At 56.9% G+C, this 18,201-nt stretch carries 18 protein-coding genes; 7 read left to right on the top strand and 11 right to left on the bottom strand.

Going from position 1 to position 18,201, the window contains the following annotated elements; all coding sequences use genetic code 11:
• The first annotated feature begins 114 nt into the window (after positions 1-114).
• Positions 115-795 carry a ribose-5-phosphate isomerase RpiA gene (gene rpiA, locus ACZ5Q2_RS06905; RefSeq protein ID WP_432210299.1) on the top strand — a complete coding sequence of 227 codons (681 nt, stop codon included), beginning with the start codon at positions 115-117 and terminating at the stop codon, positions 793-795.
• 143 nt (positions 796-938) lie between these two features.
• Positions 939-2,078 carry an acyl-CoA dehydrogenase family protein gene (locus tag ACZ5Q2_RS06900; RefSeq protein WP_432210300.1) on the top strand — a complete coding sequence of 380 codons (1,140 nt, stop codon included), beginning with the start codon at positions 939-941 and terminating at the stop codon, positions 2,076-2,078.
• 25 nt (positions 2,079-2,103) lie between these two features.
• Here the strand turns inward: ACZ5Q2_RS06900 and ACZ5Q2_RS06895 are convergent, their stop codons facing one another.
• The 9 genes from ACZ5Q2_RS06895 to ACZ5Q2_RS06855 form a co-directional block, all read right to left on the bottom strand.
• Complete coding sequence (locus ACZ5Q2_RS06895; protein WP_432210301.1) at positions 2,104-2,340, bottom strand: hypothetical protein; 237 nt, start codon at positions 2,338-2,340, stop codon at positions 2,104-2,106.
• 41 nt (positions 2,341-2,381) lie between these two features.
• The gene (locus tag ACZ5Q2_RS06890; RefSeq protein WP_432210302.1) at positions 2,382-3,368 is read right to left on the bottom strand and encodes a hypothetical protein; all 987 of its coding nucleotides are present in this window, start codon (positions 3,366-3,368) and stop codon (positions 2,382-2,384) included.
• A 114-nt stretch (positions 3,369-3,482) separates the two neighbouring features.
• Complete coding sequence (locus tag ACZ5Q2_RS06885; protein ID WP_432210303.1) at positions 3,483-3,749, bottom strand: hypothetical protein; 267 nt, start codon at positions 3,747-3,749, stop codon at positions 3,483-3,485.
• On the bottom strand, positions 3,746-4,732 hold the full coding sequence (locus ACZ5Q2_RS06880; RefSeq protein WP_432210304.1) for a hypothetical protein: 987 nt from the start codon (positions 4,730-4,732) through the stop codon (positions 3,746-3,748). Before ACZ5Q2_RS06880 ends, ACZ5Q2_RS06885 begins: the two co-directional genes overlap by 4 nt.
• Before the next feature lie 69 nt (positions 4,733-4,801).
• On the bottom strand, positions 4,802-6,478 hold the full coding sequence (locus ACZ5Q2_RS06875) for a lipase family protein (protein ID WP_432210305.1): 1,677 nt from the start codon (positions 6,476-6,478) through the stop codon (positions 4,802-4,804).
• A gap of 64 nt (positions 6,479-6,542) precedes the next feature.
• The gene (locus ACZ5Q2_RS06870; RefSeq protein ID WP_432210306.1) at positions 6,543-6,902 is read right to left on the bottom strand and encodes a hypothetical protein; all 360 of its coding nucleotides are present in this window, start codon (positions 6,900-6,902) and stop codon (positions 6,543-6,545) included.
• A complete protein-coding gene (locus ACZ5Q2_RS06865; RefSeq protein ID WP_286251983.1) occupies positions 6,902-7,192 on the bottom strand; it encodes a PAAR domain-containing protein in 291 nt (96 codons plus the stop codon). Before ACZ5Q2_RS06865 ends, ACZ5Q2_RS06870 begins: the two co-directional genes overlap by 1 nt.
• Positions 7,192-7,731 carry a DUF4123 domain-containing protein gene (locus ACZ5Q2_RS06860; protein WP_432210307.1) on the bottom strand — a complete coding sequence of 180 codons (540 nt, stop codon included), beginning with the start codon at positions 7,729-7,731 and terminating at the stop codon, positions 7,192-7,194. The genes ACZ5Q2_RS06865 and ACZ5Q2_RS06860 overlap by 1 nt, the downstream gene beginning before the upstream one ends.
• Positions 7,728-9,785 carry a type VI secretion system Vgr family protein gene (locus ACZ5Q2_RS06855; RefSeq protein ID WP_432210308.1) on the bottom strand — a complete coding sequence of 686 codons (2,058 nt, stop codon included), beginning with the start codon at positions 9,783-9,785 and terminating at the stop codon, positions 7,728-7,730. The genes ACZ5Q2_RS06860 and ACZ5Q2_RS06855 overlap by 4 nt, the downstream gene beginning before the upstream one ends.
• Before the next feature lie 395 nt (positions 9,786-10,180).
• Between ACZ5Q2_RS06855 and ppa the strand changes: the two genes are divergently transcribed.
• Positions 10,181-10,708 carry an inorganic diphosphatase gene (gene ppa, locus ACZ5Q2_RS06850; RefSeq protein ID WP_058092462.1) on the top strand — a complete coding sequence of 176 codons (528 nt, stop codon included), beginning with the start codon at positions 10,181-10,183 and terminating at the stop codon, positions 10,706-10,708.
• 73 nt (positions 10,709-10,781) lie between these two features.
• On the opposite strand, the gene ACZ5Q2_RS06845 is transcribed toward ppa, so the two are convergent.
• Together ACZ5Q2_RS06845 and ACZ5Q2_RS06840 are read right to left on the bottom strand one after the other, a co-directional pair.
• Entirely contained in the window at positions 10,782-11,834 is a 1,053-nt protein-coding gene (locus tag ACZ5Q2_RS06845) for a DUF2333 family protein (protein WP_432210309.1), read from the bottom strand.
• A gap of 25 nt (positions 11,835-11,859) precedes the next feature.
• Entirely contained in the window at positions 11,860-13,839 is a 1,980-nt protein-coding gene (locus tag ACZ5Q2_RS06840) for an EAL domain-containing protein (protein ID WP_432210310.1), read from the bottom strand.
• Positions 13,840-14,034: 195 nt separating this feature from the next.
• On the opposite strand from ACZ5Q2_RS06840, the gene ACZ5Q2_RS06835 reads away from it, so the two are divergent.
• From ACZ5Q2_RS06835 to accC, 4 genes are all read left to right on the top strand, one after another.
• The gene (locus ACZ5Q2_RS06835; RefSeq protein WP_432210311.1) at positions 14,035-15,648 is read left to right on the top strand and encodes a diguanylate cyclase; all 1,614 of its coding nucleotides are present in this window, start codon (positions 14,035-14,037) and stop codon (positions 15,646-15,648) included.
• 255 nt (positions 15,649-15,903) lie between these two features.
• Complete coding sequence (aroQ, locus tag ACZ5Q2_RS06830) at positions 15,904-16,344, top strand: type II 3-dehydroquinate dehydratase (protein ID WP_061330721.1); 441 nt, start codon at positions 15,904-15,906, stop codon at positions 16,342-16,344.
• 27 nt (positions 16,345-16,371) lie between these two features.
• Positions 16,372-16,836, top strand: a complete 465-nt coding sequence (accB, locus tag ACZ5Q2_RS06825) for an acetyl-CoA carboxylase biotin carboxyl carrier protein (protein WP_061330722.1) — start codon at positions 16,372-16,374, stop codon at positions 16,834-16,836.
• An 18-nt stretch (positions 16,837-16,854) separates the two neighbouring features.
• A complete protein-coding gene (gene accC / locus ACZ5Q2_RS06820) occupies positions 16,855-18,201 on the top strand; it encodes an acetyl-CoA carboxylase biotin carboxylase subunit (RefSeq protein WP_058092456.1) in 1,347 nt (448 codons plus the stop codon).

Here is an 18,201-nt window from a genome sequence, read left to right as displayed (position 1 = left end):
GATTGGCTTGGAAAAACCTACAGTGTAGAAACTTTGCACGGCAGCCGTCTATAAGCAGAGACACTGGGCGCGTATAATGCGTGAAAAATCATCTTTTTTCTCCCGGAGCCCACCATGACGCAGGACGAACTCAAACAAGCCGTTGCCAAAGCAGCCGTGGACTACATTGCCCCGAAACTGGAACGCAGCAGCATTGTCGGCGTGGGCACTGGCAGCACGGCTAACTTTTTTATCGACTTCCTCGCCCAGTACAAAGATGAATTCGACGGCGCCGTGGCAAGCTCCGAAGCCACCGCAGAACGCCTGAAAAAGCACGGTATTGAAGTCTATGACCTGAACAGCGTCAGTGAGATGGAGTTTTATGTCGACGGTGCCGACGAAACCAACGCCAACCTGGAGCTGATCAAAGGCGGCGGCGCCGCGCTGACCCGGGAAAAAATCGTAGCGGCGGTAGCCAAAACCTTCATTTGCATTGCGGACGACTCGAAAATGGTGAGCATCCTTGGCGACTTCCCGCTACCGGTGGAAGTTATTCCCATGGCACGCAGCCATGTCGGCCGGGAAATCGTCAAGCTGGGCGGTGATCCCGTGTACCGTGATGGTGTTACCACAGACAACGGCAACATCATCATCGACGTCCACAACCTGGATATCTCCCGCCCGATCCAGATGGAAGAAAAACTGAACAACATCGTGGGCGTGGTCACCAACGGTCTGTTCGCCCGCCGCCCGGCGGACCTGTTGTTGCTGGGCACCAGCGAGGGCGTGAAGAGCATCCCTCGTAACAGCGCCTGACAGGTTACGGACTGCCTCCAGAAAGCTGGCCAACCGGGCCAGCTTTTTTTGTGCCCGGCGAAATGCAAACCAAGCGCTTGCTTGGTGGCGGAGATTGCGCGACACTTCTTCCATCGAAAAACAAGTACACCGGGAGCGAATCCGTGTCTGACTACTTCAACGAAACCCACGAGCAGGTGCGCCAGACCGCGCGCAAATTTATCGAAACCCATGTTCGCCCTTGCATAGACGACTGGGAAGAAGCCGGCGAATTCCCCCGGGAAATCTACCAGCTCGCAGGCGACGCAGGGCTTCTGGGCATTGGCTTCCCTGAGGCTCTGGGCGGCATCGCTGAGGGCGACATTTTTATGAAAGTGGCGGTTTCCGAAGAACTGATGCGTTCCACCTCCGGTGGCTTTGTGGCCAGCATCGGCTCCCTGGACATCGGCCTGCCGCCGGTGGCCAAGTGGGCTAAAAAAGAGATTCGGGAGCAGATTGTGCCTCCCGTTCTGCGCGGTGAAAAAATTGCCGCCCTGGCCGTCACCGAGCCCGGCGGCGGCTCCGACGTGGCGAACCTGAAGACCCGGGCGGTAAAAGATGGCGATCACTACATCGTCAACGGCAGCAAAACCTTCATCACCAGCGGTATCCGCGCCGATCACTACACGGTGGCTGTGCGCACCGGGGGCGAAGGCCACGCCGGCATCAGCCTGCTGCTGATCGACCGCGACATGCCCGGCTTCTCCACCGGCAAAAAGCTCAAGAAAATGGGCTGGTGGGCGAGCGACACTGCCGAGCTGTTCTTTGAAGACTGCCGGGTACCGGCAGATCGCCTGATCGGCGCCGAAAACGCCGGCTTTATCGCCATCATGAGTAACTTCCTGGCCGAACGCCTGAGCCTGTCCATCATGGCCTACATGACTGCTCAACTGGCCTACGAGGCGGCCCTGGACTACACCAAACAACGCCAGGCCTTCGGCCGCAACATCGCCGGCTTCCAGGTCACCCGCCATAAGCTGGTGGACATGGCGACCCAGATCGACATCGCCCGGGAATACACCTACCGCTGCGCTGCGCTGATGCAGGCCGGCAAGAACCCGATCAAACAGGTGGCCATGGCCAAGAATTTCTCGGTGGATGTGTGCGAAAAGGTTACCCGCGAAGCGGTACAGCTGTTCGGTGGCATGGGCTATATGCGGGAATCGGTAGTAGAGCGGCTGTATCGGGACGCCAAGATTCTGTCCATTGGCGGTGGGACCACGGAGATCATGAAGGAGCTGATTGCCAAACAGATCAGGCTTTAGGCCTGGTCTGTTTGGTCTTCAGTTTTCAACCGGCACGATATCCCAGGTATCCACCCACAATTGAGCCCAGAATAGCCAGTACCGGCAGCGTGAAAACAACAGCATTCAGATTGCCACCAAAAAAGTCACCGGACCTTTTCAATGAGAAAAGACTGTTAAACGTATCGATGACCACCGGTGTCAATCCGACGAACCAGCCCATCACAGCGCCAATAAATAAACCGAAAACAATTCCAATGAACACCATAAACCACTGCATCACAGCCGATCCTTGTCAAAACGTTAATATGTGGTGCTAACCAACTACCTCTTAACGTCCAACATGCCATAGGGGCGCTCACGCACACCCTTGAGCAACCCGACAATCACGTCGGTGCCTTTCATCGGTGCCATTTCAGGGTAGTCCTTCATCTCAATGGCGCCTTCAATAACTAAGTGGCCGTTCTTGAAGCTGTTTACCTCGCTATCAGTCGCTATCCACCGAAACTCCCGCTCCGTCTCGCTGTACTTGCCGTCGCTGATGAACAGCCGGCCCTGGCGGCCCGCCACTTTCATTTTGCTGGAAGCCAGGAAGGCCAGCATGCCGCTGGCTTCCTTCTGCACCTCTTTCAGCCTGCCTTCGCTCGTGTAGGTGCCACCCATCAGCAAAAATCTTGAACGCTTGCCATTATAGAACTCCATGGCATACCCTTCCCGCTCCGGGGCCAGGGTATTCACCACCACGAACTCCCGGTCCAGGCAGACGCCCGCCTTTTTATGTGGCCAGGGGTGGTATTCCACCTGATTGGCACGCTCCTGCATCCGGGCCAGGCGCTCCCGGTAGATGGCTTTGTAATCCCGTTCATCACGCTGCACGACGCCAAGCGCCCCCTGGCCCTGGATCGCAATGGCCTGTTCAACCTCCGGGAAGTCTTTGAGAAAAAAGGTTTCAAACTTATGGCTACGATTAGGCTTTTCACGCATTCCGGGAATCTTCCGTCGGTCCGCATAATAAACCAGTGTTTTGAGACTACCTTCCAGCCCTTTATGCACGTAGCCGGTTTCAACAATCTCCTTCTGCCGCTGTGCTTCCACCCGGGCCTGCCAATCCTCTACACGCGGCTCACCCCGGTAGGCAGTGTCGTGGACCTGTTCTTCCGGCGGGTACACCGACGCCATAATCAGTTCATCGTTGTAGCCGCTGTCGATTAGCTTCATGTCCGCCGGCAGCTCCAACTGGTAGCGACCGGCGCAGTGTTCCGTAAACTCGAATTCCGGGATCTCGTCCTCTCGCACATCCGTCTTGCTCATGACCATTCCTTGTACTGGCCCGATCATAAGAGCCAGCGTCACCAAGGTGCGTTGAATCACCGGTGCCATTCTACCTTCCTGTTTGTAGTGTGCCCCCAGGCGTATGGAAAATGTCTAGGAGGGTTTTGAACAAGCCTTTCGGAACCCGAGCCAAATTCCAGTCAGCATTCCGACCAAGCCAAAACCACCGGCCAGGAACAAAAACACCACCGCCCGGGCAATACCGTTCCATCCCCCAGAGTTGGCCTCGAAAAGCGCCATCACGCCGGGAATGACACCCACAATCAATCCAGTAACAACGCCCGCAAGGGTACCGAGCAGGGTGGTACCGATGATGATCAATGTGGCAAGGAACCGACGCCGGAGTTCCGTATCGTTCATCGCTTAGCATCCAGCATGGCGTACGGCCGTACCTGAACACTCTTGAGCAGCCCCACGATCACGTCTGTGCCTTTCATCGGCGCCATTTCCGGGTAGTCTTTCATTTCTATAGCGCCTTCAATCACAAAGTGGCCGTGGTGAAAGCTGTTTACCTTGCTGTCGGTAGCCACCCAACGAAACTCCCGCTCGGTCTCGCTATACTTGCCGTCGCTGATGAACAGCCGGCCCTTGCGGCCCGCGACCTTCATGCTGCTGGACGCCAGGAAGGCCAACATACCGCGAGCTTCGCTCTGCACCTCTTTCATCCTTCCTTCACTGGTATAGGTACCGCCTTTCAACGTAAACCAGGACCCTTTACCGTTGACAAACTGCATGCTATAGCCCTCTCGTTCCGGCGCTACTGCGTTCACCACCACAAACTCCCGGTCTAGACACACTCCTGGTTTGTTATGGGGCCAGGGGTGGTGTTCCAGAGCTTGAGCTCGCTCCTGCATCTGGGTCAGGCGTTCGTGGTAGATGGCTTTGTATTCGGGTTCATCCCGCGAAACGAAACCCAAACCACCTTGCCCTTGAATGGCAATAGACCTTTCCGCAGTTGAGAAGTCTTTGAGGAAATGGGCTTTAAATACATGTTTGGCAGCCGGGTCTTCACTCAAACCTGGAATTTTCCGATAGTCCGCATAGTACACCAGTGTTTTCAGGCTTCCTTCCGGGACCCAGTGTACATTGCGTGTTTCTACAGGCTCTTTCTGACGGGCAGCTTCCACCCGTGATCGCCACCCATCAACCCGATGCTCACCCCGATAGGCCGTATCGTGACGCACCTCATCTGGTGGGTACACCGAAGCTAGGATCAACTCGTCGTTGTAGCCGCTTCGGATCAACTCCATATCCGCAGGCAGCTCTAACTGGTAGCGGCCGGCACAATGTTCCGTAAACTCGAACACCGGAATATCTTCTTCTCGCACTTCCATTTTGTTCATGGCCAGTCCTTGTGTGGTTTGTATCAGAAACAAAAACCCCGTGAGGGCATGTCGGGCAATAGGCGCCATTCAGCCTCCCAGTTTTCGATGTATGTCCGGCAACAGGATCTGCAACTCCCCCATCACCAGATCCCGGACATCCGGACAGTTGAAAAAGCCCTGGTGCTCCTCTGTTGCAGGCAGGCCAAGCCGCTTTAGCCCTCCGGCAGACCTGGGATGGTCACCCGCACCTGCATGGACGGTACCATCCCCCGGGGCGGTTTCTGATTGCAGTTTGTAGTCTGCGGTATGGGCTCGGGGTGGCGGCGGTGGATGGTACTCATGCCGGGCCTGCTTTAGCCAACTATCCAATGCCGCTTCGTGCCTTTGTTTCTCTTGAGGTCCGTATAGGCTTACCGTACCGTCACCGAAAAACAGTGCGTGGTTCTCGTGGCGGTATACTATCCACTCATCTTTCCCGCCATCTGAAACCTGCGCTCCCTCCCACAAGCAGCGATCAAACGCTAGATTATTGTCGTTATTGCTGTAAATAAGCGCTGAGGTATTGTGGAAATTATCCGCAAGGGCCTGATGGAATAGCGAAGTTTTGCCCAACCGAACTTTCATCGCCGTCTCATGCCCATCCAAACCGCCTTGGTCTGATGGGACTCCAGCAATCTCTGGCGCCAACAACTCCGGCTGAATCATCCGATACCAAACATCAAACCGGGAGTAGAAATCAAACACCGCACTTCCAGTCCCAACATCCATCATTTCCGGTTCTTGATCTCCGCTTTTCAGATACAGCCAGTCCGCCTGATTGTCCGCTGTGCGATATAACTGATTGGGCAAAAGTTCAAGGCCGCCCTGACAGAACCCGAGGATAGCCGTCACATCTGCAGCATTTTTACCGAGCACCAATTTGACGCCTCCCGATTCGCCCGCCCGGAACTTTTTATAAGTGGCAGGGCTACCATGTGTTGGCATTGCGCCGTGAATGACGGCCTCCACGTCAGTCTCCAAGCCCGCCATGGCAAAGCCCGCCCGCGAGGCATAACCACCCATGGAATGGCTGATTACCAAAAACTTGACGTCTGCCGGCCCGATACCGCGATCGTCCTGGTCCACGATCTGTTGACGGAATTCGGCAATTCGGTCTTTCAGGCGCTCGCCCGCAGCTCCGTTACTCAACATCCAGTTATAGCCTACGGCGAACACAGGGAAGCGCAGGCCAGGATACAGCCGTGACAAATTCCGCCCCTTATTTTCTAGAAACTTCAGGAATGGGCCATAACTGTCCCAATGCACCTCACCCCAACCTCGCTGGCGCTTTTCTTCTACCTGAGAAGGCGGTACTGCAGTGTAAACTTTGAAATAATGATCAGATCCGTCATCAACGTCCAACAAATCGTCCTTCCGATCCACAGCGGGGCTTCCCTCATCCCCAACTTCATCATTTACCAGCAATTCTTTGCGCCGTAACGGCCCGGCAAACACAAAATCACTGACTCGAGGAACCACTCCCACATAACGACGGGCCGTTCGGCCTCTTTCAACCAAGCCGTCACCGCGCTCTTTCACTCCAACCCAGCGGCGCCGGAACCATTTACCTATAACTTCGAGCTTTCCGTCGCCGTCCTCCGCTTGGGCATCAGCCATTTCCTGTTCGCGCTGCGCTTTGATTTCGATGGCCGCACCACTGGGGCCCTCATATTCCATTCCAGCAGCAGGGTCCCAAACAGAGCTACCGCTCCTGCGGTTCTTCAACCTCGTACCCATAATCCCTGGCACAAACACCAGAGCCACAACGCCCGGGCGGCATTGGCAATCCTCATGACAACTCATCCACATTCTCCTTGTGCTGCTTGTGCTCCCTTGCCCATTCCAGTACCCGCTCTGCCCGAAACTGCTCGAGCGCTCCGGAATGTAGATAACCTTGTACCGCCGTATTCTCGAATGCGTCAGGCACGTAGTGCAGCGCTTCCAGCAGGAGCGTGACTGCGGGCAGGCTCGTAAAACCGGCTTCTGCCGCGAGGCTCAAGCCTGTATCTAGTTGCGCCTTGCATTCGGGCCAGTCTGCTGGTGGATCGGGCAAATCCAACAGGTGGCGCGCCAACGCATATTGGCGAACTCGTTGCTGTTGGCTGGGCATGCGGTCAAGCTCTTCCTGAGTCAATGTCCATGCCATCATCAGGCCACCGTTACTGCTGGATCACCTTCGAGCACCACGCCGCCGTGAGCCGTAGCGCTCCCTTGCAACACAACTGGCACGCCGTTCACGGTCAACCCGGGAGTACCCTGGCTCAGGGTGTCGGGCCCGCCGACTTTGCAGTTGCACTTATGGCCCTGCAGGGCAACCGGCGTACCGTTGACGGTAAAGGCCCCATCGCCCTCGGCAATGCCGCCACCAACGTGTGGTGTGTTACCCGAGAACATCGGGCACATGTGGTAATGACCTTTCAATGAAACGGGAATACCCATCAGATTTCCTCCATGAACGGCAGGTGACGACCCACGAAACTGTCTCCGGCTTCGTTTCGCTGCCAAAGCTGATATTGGTGCGGGTGCTGGTACGGATTGAGATCGGCATGAATCAGAGTATCAAAAGGAGCCAGGAACTCATCGCGGCGAGGAGGCGGCGAATCTTCCAGGTAGGGGCTAAGTACTCGCGGGTCGTACCAGCGAAACCGCGTTGTTTCTCCTCCGGGCAAACGGGCATACACCCGCGACCGCAAGGCATCCGCCAGATGTTTATGGCCAAAGGAGCTCGAAATCCAAAGGCTGGCGTGGCCCAGCGGATCTTTCTGCAAACACACATCGATAGTCCCGGTCTCCCCCTCAACTGCAATGAGCCAGGGGCCGCTGTCGGCGAGCTCTTCGTCCTGCTGGCGGAACAGGGAAAGGGTGTCCAAGCCAGCACCACGGGCAAACCACAGGGGTTCGGGACAGGCGGCGGCGTCCAGTATCAACCACTGCACGCCCCGGCAGACCAGCGCATGCTGTCGCTTGGCGTTACTCATGCACCGTCTCCACACGCGGAGCAGATATCAACCAGCGGCGTTCCCTCCCGAGCCGCGCTTTCCAAGGTTTTGATCTGCGAGACCGCGCCGGTTGAGACCGCCACCGGCCCGTTCAGCTTGATGGACGGTGAATCAATGGTCACGCCACCTGAGCCAATGGTGATCTTGCCCCCCGGCCCCTGGATAACCACGCTTTCGCTGCCGGTGAGCGTCAGGTTCCGTGTATGGATCAGCGCGCTTTCGCCGGCCTCTACCAGTACCTTGCCCTGCACTTTCTGGGTGTAGTGTCCACCCACTTCCAGATCATGATTGGCGCGGCTGAACTCGTGGCGACGATCAGCCACTTCCAGGCGATAGTGGCGGCCAATGTTGGTAAACCGGTCACGGCCAACCTCCAGGGTCTGATCCTGCCCGATGGAGGCCTTCTGGTCGCGGCCAATGTCGACCTGTTCGTCCCGGGTTACGTTCAGGCGCTGGTCGTTGCCGATGTGTTTTTCACGGTCATTGCCGACGGAGTACTTCTGGTCGTTGTAGATCTCCAACTCATGGTCTTTCTGCGCCCGAAGATAAACCAGTTGTTTTTCCTTTTCGTCTTCAAAGCTTAATTCGTTGTAGCCGCCTCCTTGGTGTGTCTGTGTTCTGAGTACAGTTCGGGTTCGGTTGGTAGGCAGGGTATAAGGTGGCGTATTGGTCGCATGATAGGTTCGCCCAGTAATGATGGGCTGGTCTGGATCACCGTCCAGGAAGCTGACAATCACCTCGTGGCCTACACGGGGTAGCGCCATGAAGCCATACTGGCCGCCGGCCCAGCCCTGGCTGACTCGCAACCAGGCGCTGCTGTGTTCATCGTCCGTGCCATAGCGGTCCCAGGGGAACCATACCTTGACCCTGCCGTGGTCGTCGCAATAGATTTCTTCCCCGGCCGGACCGGTCACCCGGGCTATTTGAGGGCCATCCATTACCGGGCGGCAACGGTCGTTCCGTGGTCGCCAATTTACCGTTGCCGGTACAGCGGTGAACCCATTACCGTAGGTAGTGGGCTCCCCTCCTGCTTCCTCCTCCAGCACCTGAGGCTGTACACCATGATGAGTCACGCTAATCAACAACCATTCACTATTGGCGGCGTCATCAAAATGGCCCTCCAACTGAAAACGAGCCCCGGCTGTAAAATCAGCCCGATTACTTTCTCCGCTGGCGGTGCTTGCGCCCTGCCGGAGGCTATCAAGCCGTGCACGGGCGAAGGGCTCGCCGCTGGCGTCCTGCTTGTACCGACCAGGATAATCGTAGTGTTCGTAGTCTGGCCGTTGGTGCTGCAGGTCTGACGCCATTTCCACATGGTCGAGCCCATAGGCGGGGTTGCGGAAGGTGTAGTCTTTCATGGTAACCCCGGCAACACCCACTCGCTCGGTGGTATCGAACCGGTATACACAGCTTTGCCGACTGCTCCCTCCAGCCGTGGCATTGTATGGGGCATTTTCCAGTTTCAACGAATCCCGATAATGATCTGCGACGATAAACTCAGAACTCTGCGTGCCGTGTTCCACCCTGAAGTGCCAACCTTCTTCAGCCGCCAACCGTTTCAGGAAGGCGAGATCTGACTCTCGGTATTGCACGCAGTACTCACGCTCTTCCGGTTTCCGGTTCAGGTCGAAACGTGTGCCTACTACCGCGTATTCCTCCAGCAACTCCCGGACAATGACTTCGGTATCTTTATGTTGGAATATCCGGCTGTTCCGGCCTATGCCGAGGCGCCAGAGTGGAGGCCTAACGAACATCTCGTACCGGGTTCTGTGGTTGCCCGCTGTACCACGGGAAAACTCGGCCACCACACCTCTGAACTGCCTCAGCAACTGCTCATCCTGGTATATCCGAAGGATTATCTCTTGCTCCAATACCTCCGATGGCGCAATGTGACTGGCCTTACTGAAGGCTGTAAGGTCAAGGGCAAATACCTCTGAAAGAGCTTCAGTAATATCGAACTCATACACACTGAAAGTGTCGTCGGGCAGTTCACCAACGCTTATGGTGAACTGTAAGCCTGTGGAACCCAGCATATGCAACGTCCTATGTCAGTGGATCAACACTCTATCATTGAGTATCAGGGGAATTGGGAGGAAAGGCGTTCGGGGCGGCAAGGGGAGACGCCGAAGTGAGAAGAGCCCGGATTACCCTCAAACGTTATCGAGAGCCCGCTTTCGTGCCAAACCTGGCAAGCCGTTAGATCAATCACCCGACCATTCCTTTGTTCCATTGTCTCTCATATCCCTTGAGAATGGATGAAATTTCGCCACTTCTATTTTGAAAACTACCAAAGCCCCGAGCCAGCGGCAACCTGTTGCGGAACCTTACAGACCAACGTTTAGTTTCGGTCCACACCATTGTCCCGTATAATTACGCCCACTTTTTGAACGCAGTTAAACGTACCTCAACGTAGCAGGAAGGATCGCACATGCAATTCGACAACATCCCCGCTGGCAAGAACCCGCCAGAAGACATCTACGTAGCCATCGAGATCCCGGCTAACAGCTCCCCGGTCAAGTACGAGCTGGACAAAGACATGGGCGCCCTGCTGGTTGACCGGTTCATGGCCACCCCCATGTTCTATCCGGCCAACTACGGCTTCATCCCCCACACCCTGGCTGATGACGGCGATCCCATCGATGTGCTGGTTGTTACTCCGTACCCCATTCAGGCTGGCTGCGTGATTCGCTGTCGCCCGGTAGGCGTGCTGAACATGGAAGACGAAGCCGGTGGTGATGCCAAGCTGGTTGCGGTGCCGCACGACAAGCTGACCACCACCTACCACGATGTTAAAGAGATCGACGACCTGCCGGAGCTGCTGCGCAACCAGATCCGTCACTTCTTCGAAAACTACAAGACGCTGGAGCCCGGCAAGTGGGTGAAGGTACAGGGCTGGGGCAACGCCTCCGAAGCCAAAAAAGCCATTGAAGACGCGGTTAACGCCTACAAAGGCTGATCGCACTTCAGGCACAAAAAAGCCGGGCAGTCATCACAACTGCCCGGCTTTTTTGTGCGCGAGATCTGGTCTCTTAACCCCTGGACAGCAGATCCCGCATATCACTGATGGCCGCGTTCGCCCGCGACAGATAGGCCGCCATGGTGAGTGAGTGATTCGCCAGCACCCCGAAGCCGCTGCCGTTCAGAATCACCGGGCTCCACATGGGCTGTTGCGTGCCCTCAAGCTCAATAATGATCTGCTTCACGCTGGCCATGGCATTTTTGTCCTGCAATACCTTGCGGAAATCCACCTCAATGGCCTTGAAGATGTGCAGCAATGCCCAGGCGCTGCCCCGGGCCTCATAGAACACGTCATCAATTTTGGCCCAGGGCGTTTTCACGTCATCACCACCGGTGTCTTCCGCCAGCGGATCATCCGGGTTGAGGTTCGCCAGGGCTTCCGAAACCGAGGCTTTCCCGACACTCTCGCTGAGCGTTCGTGACAGGCTGCCCAACCGGGTTTCAAGGTCTGCCAGCCAGTTATTGAGGTTGTCAGCACGGGCAAAAAACTGAGCGTTGGGCTGCTCCGGATGAGACAGCCGGTCCAGGTATCGTTTCAGCGCATTAATGCCCCGACGGTACTCCCGCTCCGTGGAAGGAATGGCCCAGCTACCGCTGTCAAAATGAAACTGCGGCTCGGCGATGATCAGGTCCGCGTCTTCAGCAGACTGGCTCTGGGAGCGGCTGATGTCCTTACGCATGGCTCTGGACAGATCCCGCAACTGCACCAGCACACCAAACTCCCAGTTGGGCATGTTGTCCATCCACAACCCGGGCGGGAAGATATCGTTGGAAATGTAGCCACCGGGTTTGTCCAGCAAGGTTTCGGCAATCTTGATCATCGTGGCCGTGGTGGCAAAACCGGTCACCGGCTCCCGGCCCATGTCACTGGCGAGAGCACGGGTGTGCTCTCGCACAGAAAAGGTATCTGGCTCACTGCTCCAGTACATACCGAGAATGGTGGTTACAAGCAGATATACCAACAGGATCGCCAGAACAAATTTGCCAATGACACCGTTGCCTCCGGTGTAATCCTGCATATCGTCTTTCTTGTCCCTGAAGTACTGTGTGATTTTGCCCGGCATAAGGCTGCAAGTCTCCCGTCAGTTGTCAATCAGCGGCAAATGGCCTGCCAAGATGGTATCCCATGGCTCCATCAATACCCAGTTTACAGAGTACCGAGTATTCTGCTGCCGTTTCCACTCCTGTCGCAAAAACCTTCACGCCCCGGCTGCGCGCTATGGCCACCACGGACTCCAGCCAGAAACGATTTTCATCATGGCTGTCCAGGTTATGGATGAAGCTGTTATCGATACGCATGGCCCGGAACGGCAGATTCTTCAAGTAGCTGAACGGCACGCCCCCCACCCCGAAACGATCCACCAGAACCGGCACCCCGAGCCGGACAAGCTCTCGAACCAGTGTGCTGACATCCTTGCGGTGATGGTGAATGGTCTGCTCGGCCACACCAACCCAAAGACGACTAACCAGAGGCCCTGCCTGCCCAAGACTCGCCAGCAAATCCCTCCGGAACTCCGGATCAGCAACGGACGCACTCCCCAGGGATACCGCCAGGCGCTCCCCTGGATGGCTCGCCAGGCGCTCCAGAACCCGCTCGATCAGCAGCCGGTCAATGTCCTTGATTAGCCCAAGGCGCTCGGCCACAGGTACAAACAAACCTGCCTTGAGAACCCCTTCAGGACTGTTGATACGGGAAAACACCTGATAGTGAACCACCGACTGTTCACCGCCCTGCACCATGGGCTGTAACCACAGCGACAAACTGCGGTCACGTATCGCCTGGCTGATGATAGCCCGCCAGGTTTCCATGTTGTGGTGATTCTCCGGGCCCGTTTCGGCCACCCAGCAGCAGGATTCATCCCGCTGTTGGGCTGCCACCAGGGCCTCATCGGCAGCTGCCAGCAGGTCCCGGCTGCCCAGCCCTTCTGCGGTCACCGCAAGGCCAGCGTGCACGATGGTATCCATCGGTGCGGCATGATCCGCATAAAGCCCGTCAAGTTCCGCCACCAGTTCTTCCGCCCACACACGGACATCTGCCGCGGATGCGCCCGGCAGGAAAACCGCGAATTCAGCCCCCGTCCTGCGCCCGGCGAAAGATTCAGCATGCCGCTTCACAAAGCGCCGCAGACAGCCGGCAACCTGCTTCAGGAGCAGGTCACCCTCGCTGCGGCCATAGGCCCTGTTGTAGTCAACGAAAACGCCGAGCTGGATCATAATCAGCACGCCCGGGGCAGCCTTTTCCTCGGATTCAAGCTCAGCCCGCAGTCGCTGATCAAAGGCACTCCGACTGGCCAAGCCGGTCACGGGATCTTCGTTGTTCACCTTGCGCAAATGCTGGATCAGCTTGCCTTGCCCCTCAAACAACTGGCCGAGGTCATCCGCCATCTGATTCATGGCTTCGGTAACCTGGTTCAGTTCCCGGGTTGACTTGATGTCGACCCGTTTCCGAAAATCCCGCTGCCCCAAAGCCCTGGCCTGAGCTTCCAACGCTTTCAGCGGGCTGAGTATTCGCCCCAGCAACAGGTGCAGGACGACCAGACCGGCACCGCCGATGGCCAGCACGCCCACCAACAGTCCCACGGTAATGCGCCAGAGATCGTCGTAAGCCCGGCCCGGATGACTGACCACACGAACCTTGCCCAGACGGCTCCAGCCACGCACGACTTCGGCCTCAGCCATTGGCCGCGGCAGGGAGGCCAAACGGATAAACCAGCCAGGGGCGGCAGTACCCTGAAGCGGCATTCTTCTGCCCGCAATCAGGCTATCACTGTGATCAAGGTATTCCACAGACAAGTACCGGCCACTGTCGAACACGGCATCAAGCAGCGACGCAGCTGCCACCGGATCTGAGCCATCAATGGCGTTCGACAAGGATAAGCCCGTGGCCGTGGCGCCGTCCCGGGCATGGTCACCGAGCTGATCGGCTACGTAGCCCCGAAAATAGCCGAAACTGGTGATGAACGACGCCGTGAGAATGAGCACCAGCAAGCCACCGGTAAACACCAGTAATAGCCCCTGAAGCGTAATCACGCCGTGTTGCTGAGCTCTCTTTCCAAGCATCCCCGCCATAGCTGCTGGGGCTCCGGTCCGATAATTGGTTAGATGAGTGTCTGTGACCTGTACCGCAGAGTTGACAAACATTTACATAGCGCAACCTACGCCGACAACATTAAACACTATAGACTCTGCAAAAGGACTAAGGTTAAAAAGTTAGTCCTGCCGGATCGGACCATCAAAAAATGAAAACAGACAGGCCGGAGCACAATGAACGACGAAAGCCAGAAAGAAAAACTCAGGCAGCATTTCGCCCGCCGTGTGACCACCCAGGCCAGGGTGGTTCTGGATACCTGGCAGAAGATTCGCGAAGACAGGGATCAAGCCGCGGTTTACCGCGATGAGCTGGTCTCGGCAACGGACAAGCTGGTCCGCTATGCCAAACGGTTCGAAATGGAGAGCCATGCCGCCGCTGCGGAGCACATCCTGGGACTGCTTGAGCACTGGCACCAGAGCTCCCCCCTTGAGGATGACCAGGCACGACAACTGGAAGATGCCACCGAGACTCTGCGCCATTGCACCCAACGCCGTACCGACCAGGAAACCTCCGACACGCCCCAGCAATACCGACGCACACCGGTTTACATTGCGCTGTCCAACGGTGAAATGGCCGCCCGCCTGATCCGCCAGCTGGAATTTTTCGGGTTCCGGGCGTCCGCGTTCAGCAGTGCCTCTGACCTGATTGAAGCCTGCGCCCTGAGCAAGCCGGAAACCATCCTCATGGATGTCAACTTCGGCGGCGACACTAACAGTGGCATTGCCACGGTGGAGCAGCTACAGGAGCAGCACGACACGCCCATACCGATCATCTTCATGAGCGATGAAGACGGCAGTATTGAAACCCGCCTGCGAGCATCCCGGTGTGGCGGCGAGGAGTTTTTCTACCCGGCGGTGGACCCCGGCCAGCTGATCGAAAAGATCGAAACCTACACCCACGGCAATACGGTCGAGCCCTACAAGGTGCTGGTTCTGGATGACTCCCGGGCCCAGGCCAAATACATGGAAACGGTGCTGAAGAAAGCGGGCATGACCGCTCACATCATCACCGATCCGATGCAGATTATTCACGCCCTGGAAGAGTTTTCGCCGGAAATCATCATTCTGGACATGTACATGCCCGGCTGCACCGGCATGGAGATCGCCCGGGTGATCCGTCAGCAGGATCGCTTCCACAGCGTTCCCATCATTTACCTGTCCGCGGAAGAAGACGTCAGCAAGCAGCTGCACGCTATGAGCCTGGGGGGCGACGACTTCCTGACCAAGCCCATCGACCCCAAGCACCTGATTGCCACCCTGCACAACCGTGGCCGCCGGGCCCGGTCATTGCTGGCACTGATGATTCGCGACAGCCTCACCGGCCTGTATAACCACACCCATACCCTGCATCTGCTGGAGCAGGAAATCGTGCGGGCCCGGCAGAAAGACCAACCCCTGTGTTTCGCAATGCTCGACATCGATTACTTCAAAAAGGTTAACGACACCTTTGGCCACCCCATTGGCGACCGGGTGCTGCGAAGCCTGTCGATGTTTCTGAAGCAGCGACTGCGAAAAACGGATCACATCGGTCGTTATGGTGGTGAGGAGTTTGCGATCATTCTGCCCAACACACGGCCCGGTGACGCCCGCAACGTGTTGAATGAAATCCGCGAGCGCTTCTCCGAGCTGGTACAGCCGGCCGGCGACCGGGAATTCAACGTCACCTTCAGTTGCGGCATCTCCGCCTGGCAGGGTGACAGCGCCCAGTCCCTGTGCGAGCGCGCAGATCGGGCGCTTTACACGTCCAAGGAACATGGGCGTAATTGCGTTTCCCTGGCAGAATCCTGATCACTTCGGGCCGGGCGCCGCGCCCGGCCCCATGAAACCAATGTCGAATACCGGCATGGCTCACCTTCATCGACAATGATTGTCATCAACGAAATGTCATCGCGCTTACAGCGATTGCTGTGTAACCTTTTTAAGACCAATGTACGACAGGCAAGATTGTCAAAAAGTGTTGATCTGAGGCTAACAAGTACGCACCATTGAGGTAACGTGCCGTTATCTTCGGCGATCCTGTAAAACACCAAGGCAGACAGAACCATGTCGACCATACTTGTGCTCCATGGCCCCAACCTCAACATGCTCGGCACCCGGGAGCCCGAGGTCTATGGCTATGAAACACTGGCCGATATTGACGACCGCTTGCACCAGAAAGCGGCCGAGCAAGGTCACCACCTGCTGCATTTGCAATCCAATGCAGAGTACGAATTGATTGAACGGGTACATGAGGCCCGGGGTGAGGGCGTGGATTTTATCATTATCAATCCTGCCGCCTTTACCCATACCAGTGTCGCCCTGCGGGACGCCATGCTGGCCTCCGGCATACCGTTTATAGAAGTGCATTTATCAAATGTGCATGCGCGGGAACCTTTCCGCCATCACTCCTATTTTTCAGATATCGCCGAAGGGGTTATCTGCGGGCTGGGCAGCCAGGGCTACGACCTTGCTCTGCAGGCTGCACTGCAACGAATTCACCGATAGACCAGAGACAACGGGACTGGAACAGTTATGGATATTCGTAAAATCAAGAAACTGATTGAACTGCTCGAGGAGTCAGACGTCGAGGAGCTGGAGATTCACGAGGGTGACGATTCAGTTCGTATATCGCGCCGTCGGGAACAGGCCTCCGGTGGCCATTACGTGAGCCACTACTCAGCACCCGCGCCCCAGGCTCCGGCACCGACCCCAGCACCCGAGGCAGCGCCGGCTGAACAAACCTCTACGCCAGCTGCCATCAATGGCCATGCAGTGAAATCTCCGATGGTGGGCACCTTCTACCGCTCACCGTCCCCGAGCGCTGCAGCGTTTGTCGAAGTTGGCCAGAAGGTAAACGTTGGTGATGTCATCTGCATTGTGGAAGCCATGAAGATGATGAACCAGATCGAGGCTGACAAAGCCGGCACCATCACCGAAATCCTGGTCGAGAATGGCCAGCCGGTGGAGTTTGACCAGCCCCTGGTCGTCATTTCCTGAATTCGGTGATTGTTAACCATGGCCATGTTAGAAAAAGTTCTGATCGCAAACCGCGGTGAAATCGCCCTGCGAATCCTCCGCGCCTGCAAAGAGCTGGGCATCAAGACGGTAGCCGTGCACTCACAGGTCGATCGCGACCTTATGCACGTTCGTCTCGCCGACGAAACCGTCTGCATCGGTCCCAACAGCGCGACGGAAAGCTACCTGAACATCCCGACCATCATCAGCGCTGCAGAAGTAACGGACTCCGTAGGCATTCACCCGGGTTACGGCTTCCTGGCTGAAAACGCCGACTTTGCTGAGCAGGTCGAGAAAAGCGGCTTTCGCTTTATCGGACCAAGAGCGGAAACCATCCGCCTGATGGGCAACAAGGTATCCGCCATTGAAGCCATGAAGAAGGCCGGCGTACCCACCGTGCCCGGCTCTGACGGTCCGCTGACGGACGACGACGAGCGCACCCTCCAGGTGGCTCGCCAGATCGGCTACCCGGTAATGATCAAGGCCGCTTCCGGTGGTGGTGGTCGTGGCATGCAGGTGGTGCATTCCGAGGCTGCATTGCTGAAGGCAGTACAAATCACCCAGAGCGAAGCCAAGAACGCTTTTGGCGATCCGACCGTCTACCTGGAAAAATTCCTCGAAACACCACGCCATGTGGAGATTCAGGTACTGGCGGACATGCACGGCAACGTGATCCATTTGGGCGACCGGGACTGCTCCATGCAGCGCCGGAACCAGAAAGTCATCGAGGAAGCCCCGGCCCCGAATGTTGACCCGGTATCCCGGGAACGCACGCTCAAGGCCTGCGTCGACGCCTGTAAGGAAATCGGCTACGTGGGTGCCGGCACCTTTGAGTTCCTGTACCAGGACGGCGAGTTCTATTTCATCGAGATGAACACCCGGGTACAGGTTGAGCACCCGGTCTCCGAGATGGTGACCGGTGTTGATATCGTCCGTGAGCAGCTGCGCATTGCCAGCGGACTGCCGCTGCAATACAGCCAGGACGAAATCCACATCTCTGGCCACGCCATCGAATGCCGGATCAACGCCGAAGACCCGCAAACCTTCGTGCCCAGCCCCGGCAAGGTCAAACATTTCCATGCTCCCGGTGGCAATGGCATTCGTGTCGACTCCCATCTGTACAGCGGCTACACGGTACCGCCGTACTACGATTCCCTGGTGGCCAAACTGATCACCTGGGGCGACGACCGGGAGATTGCCCGCCGGCGCATGAAGAACGCGCTGGACGAAATGCTGGTCGAGGGCATCAAGACCAACCAACCCCTGCATCGAAAACTGGTACGCGATGGTGGCTTTAAACAGGTAGACTTCACCATCCACTACCTTGAGAAACTGATGCGGGATTAA

The sequence above is a fragment of the Marinobacter alkaliphilus genome, assembly GCF_055394375.1.
This window is presented reverse-complemented; position numbering and strand designations above follow the sequence as displayed.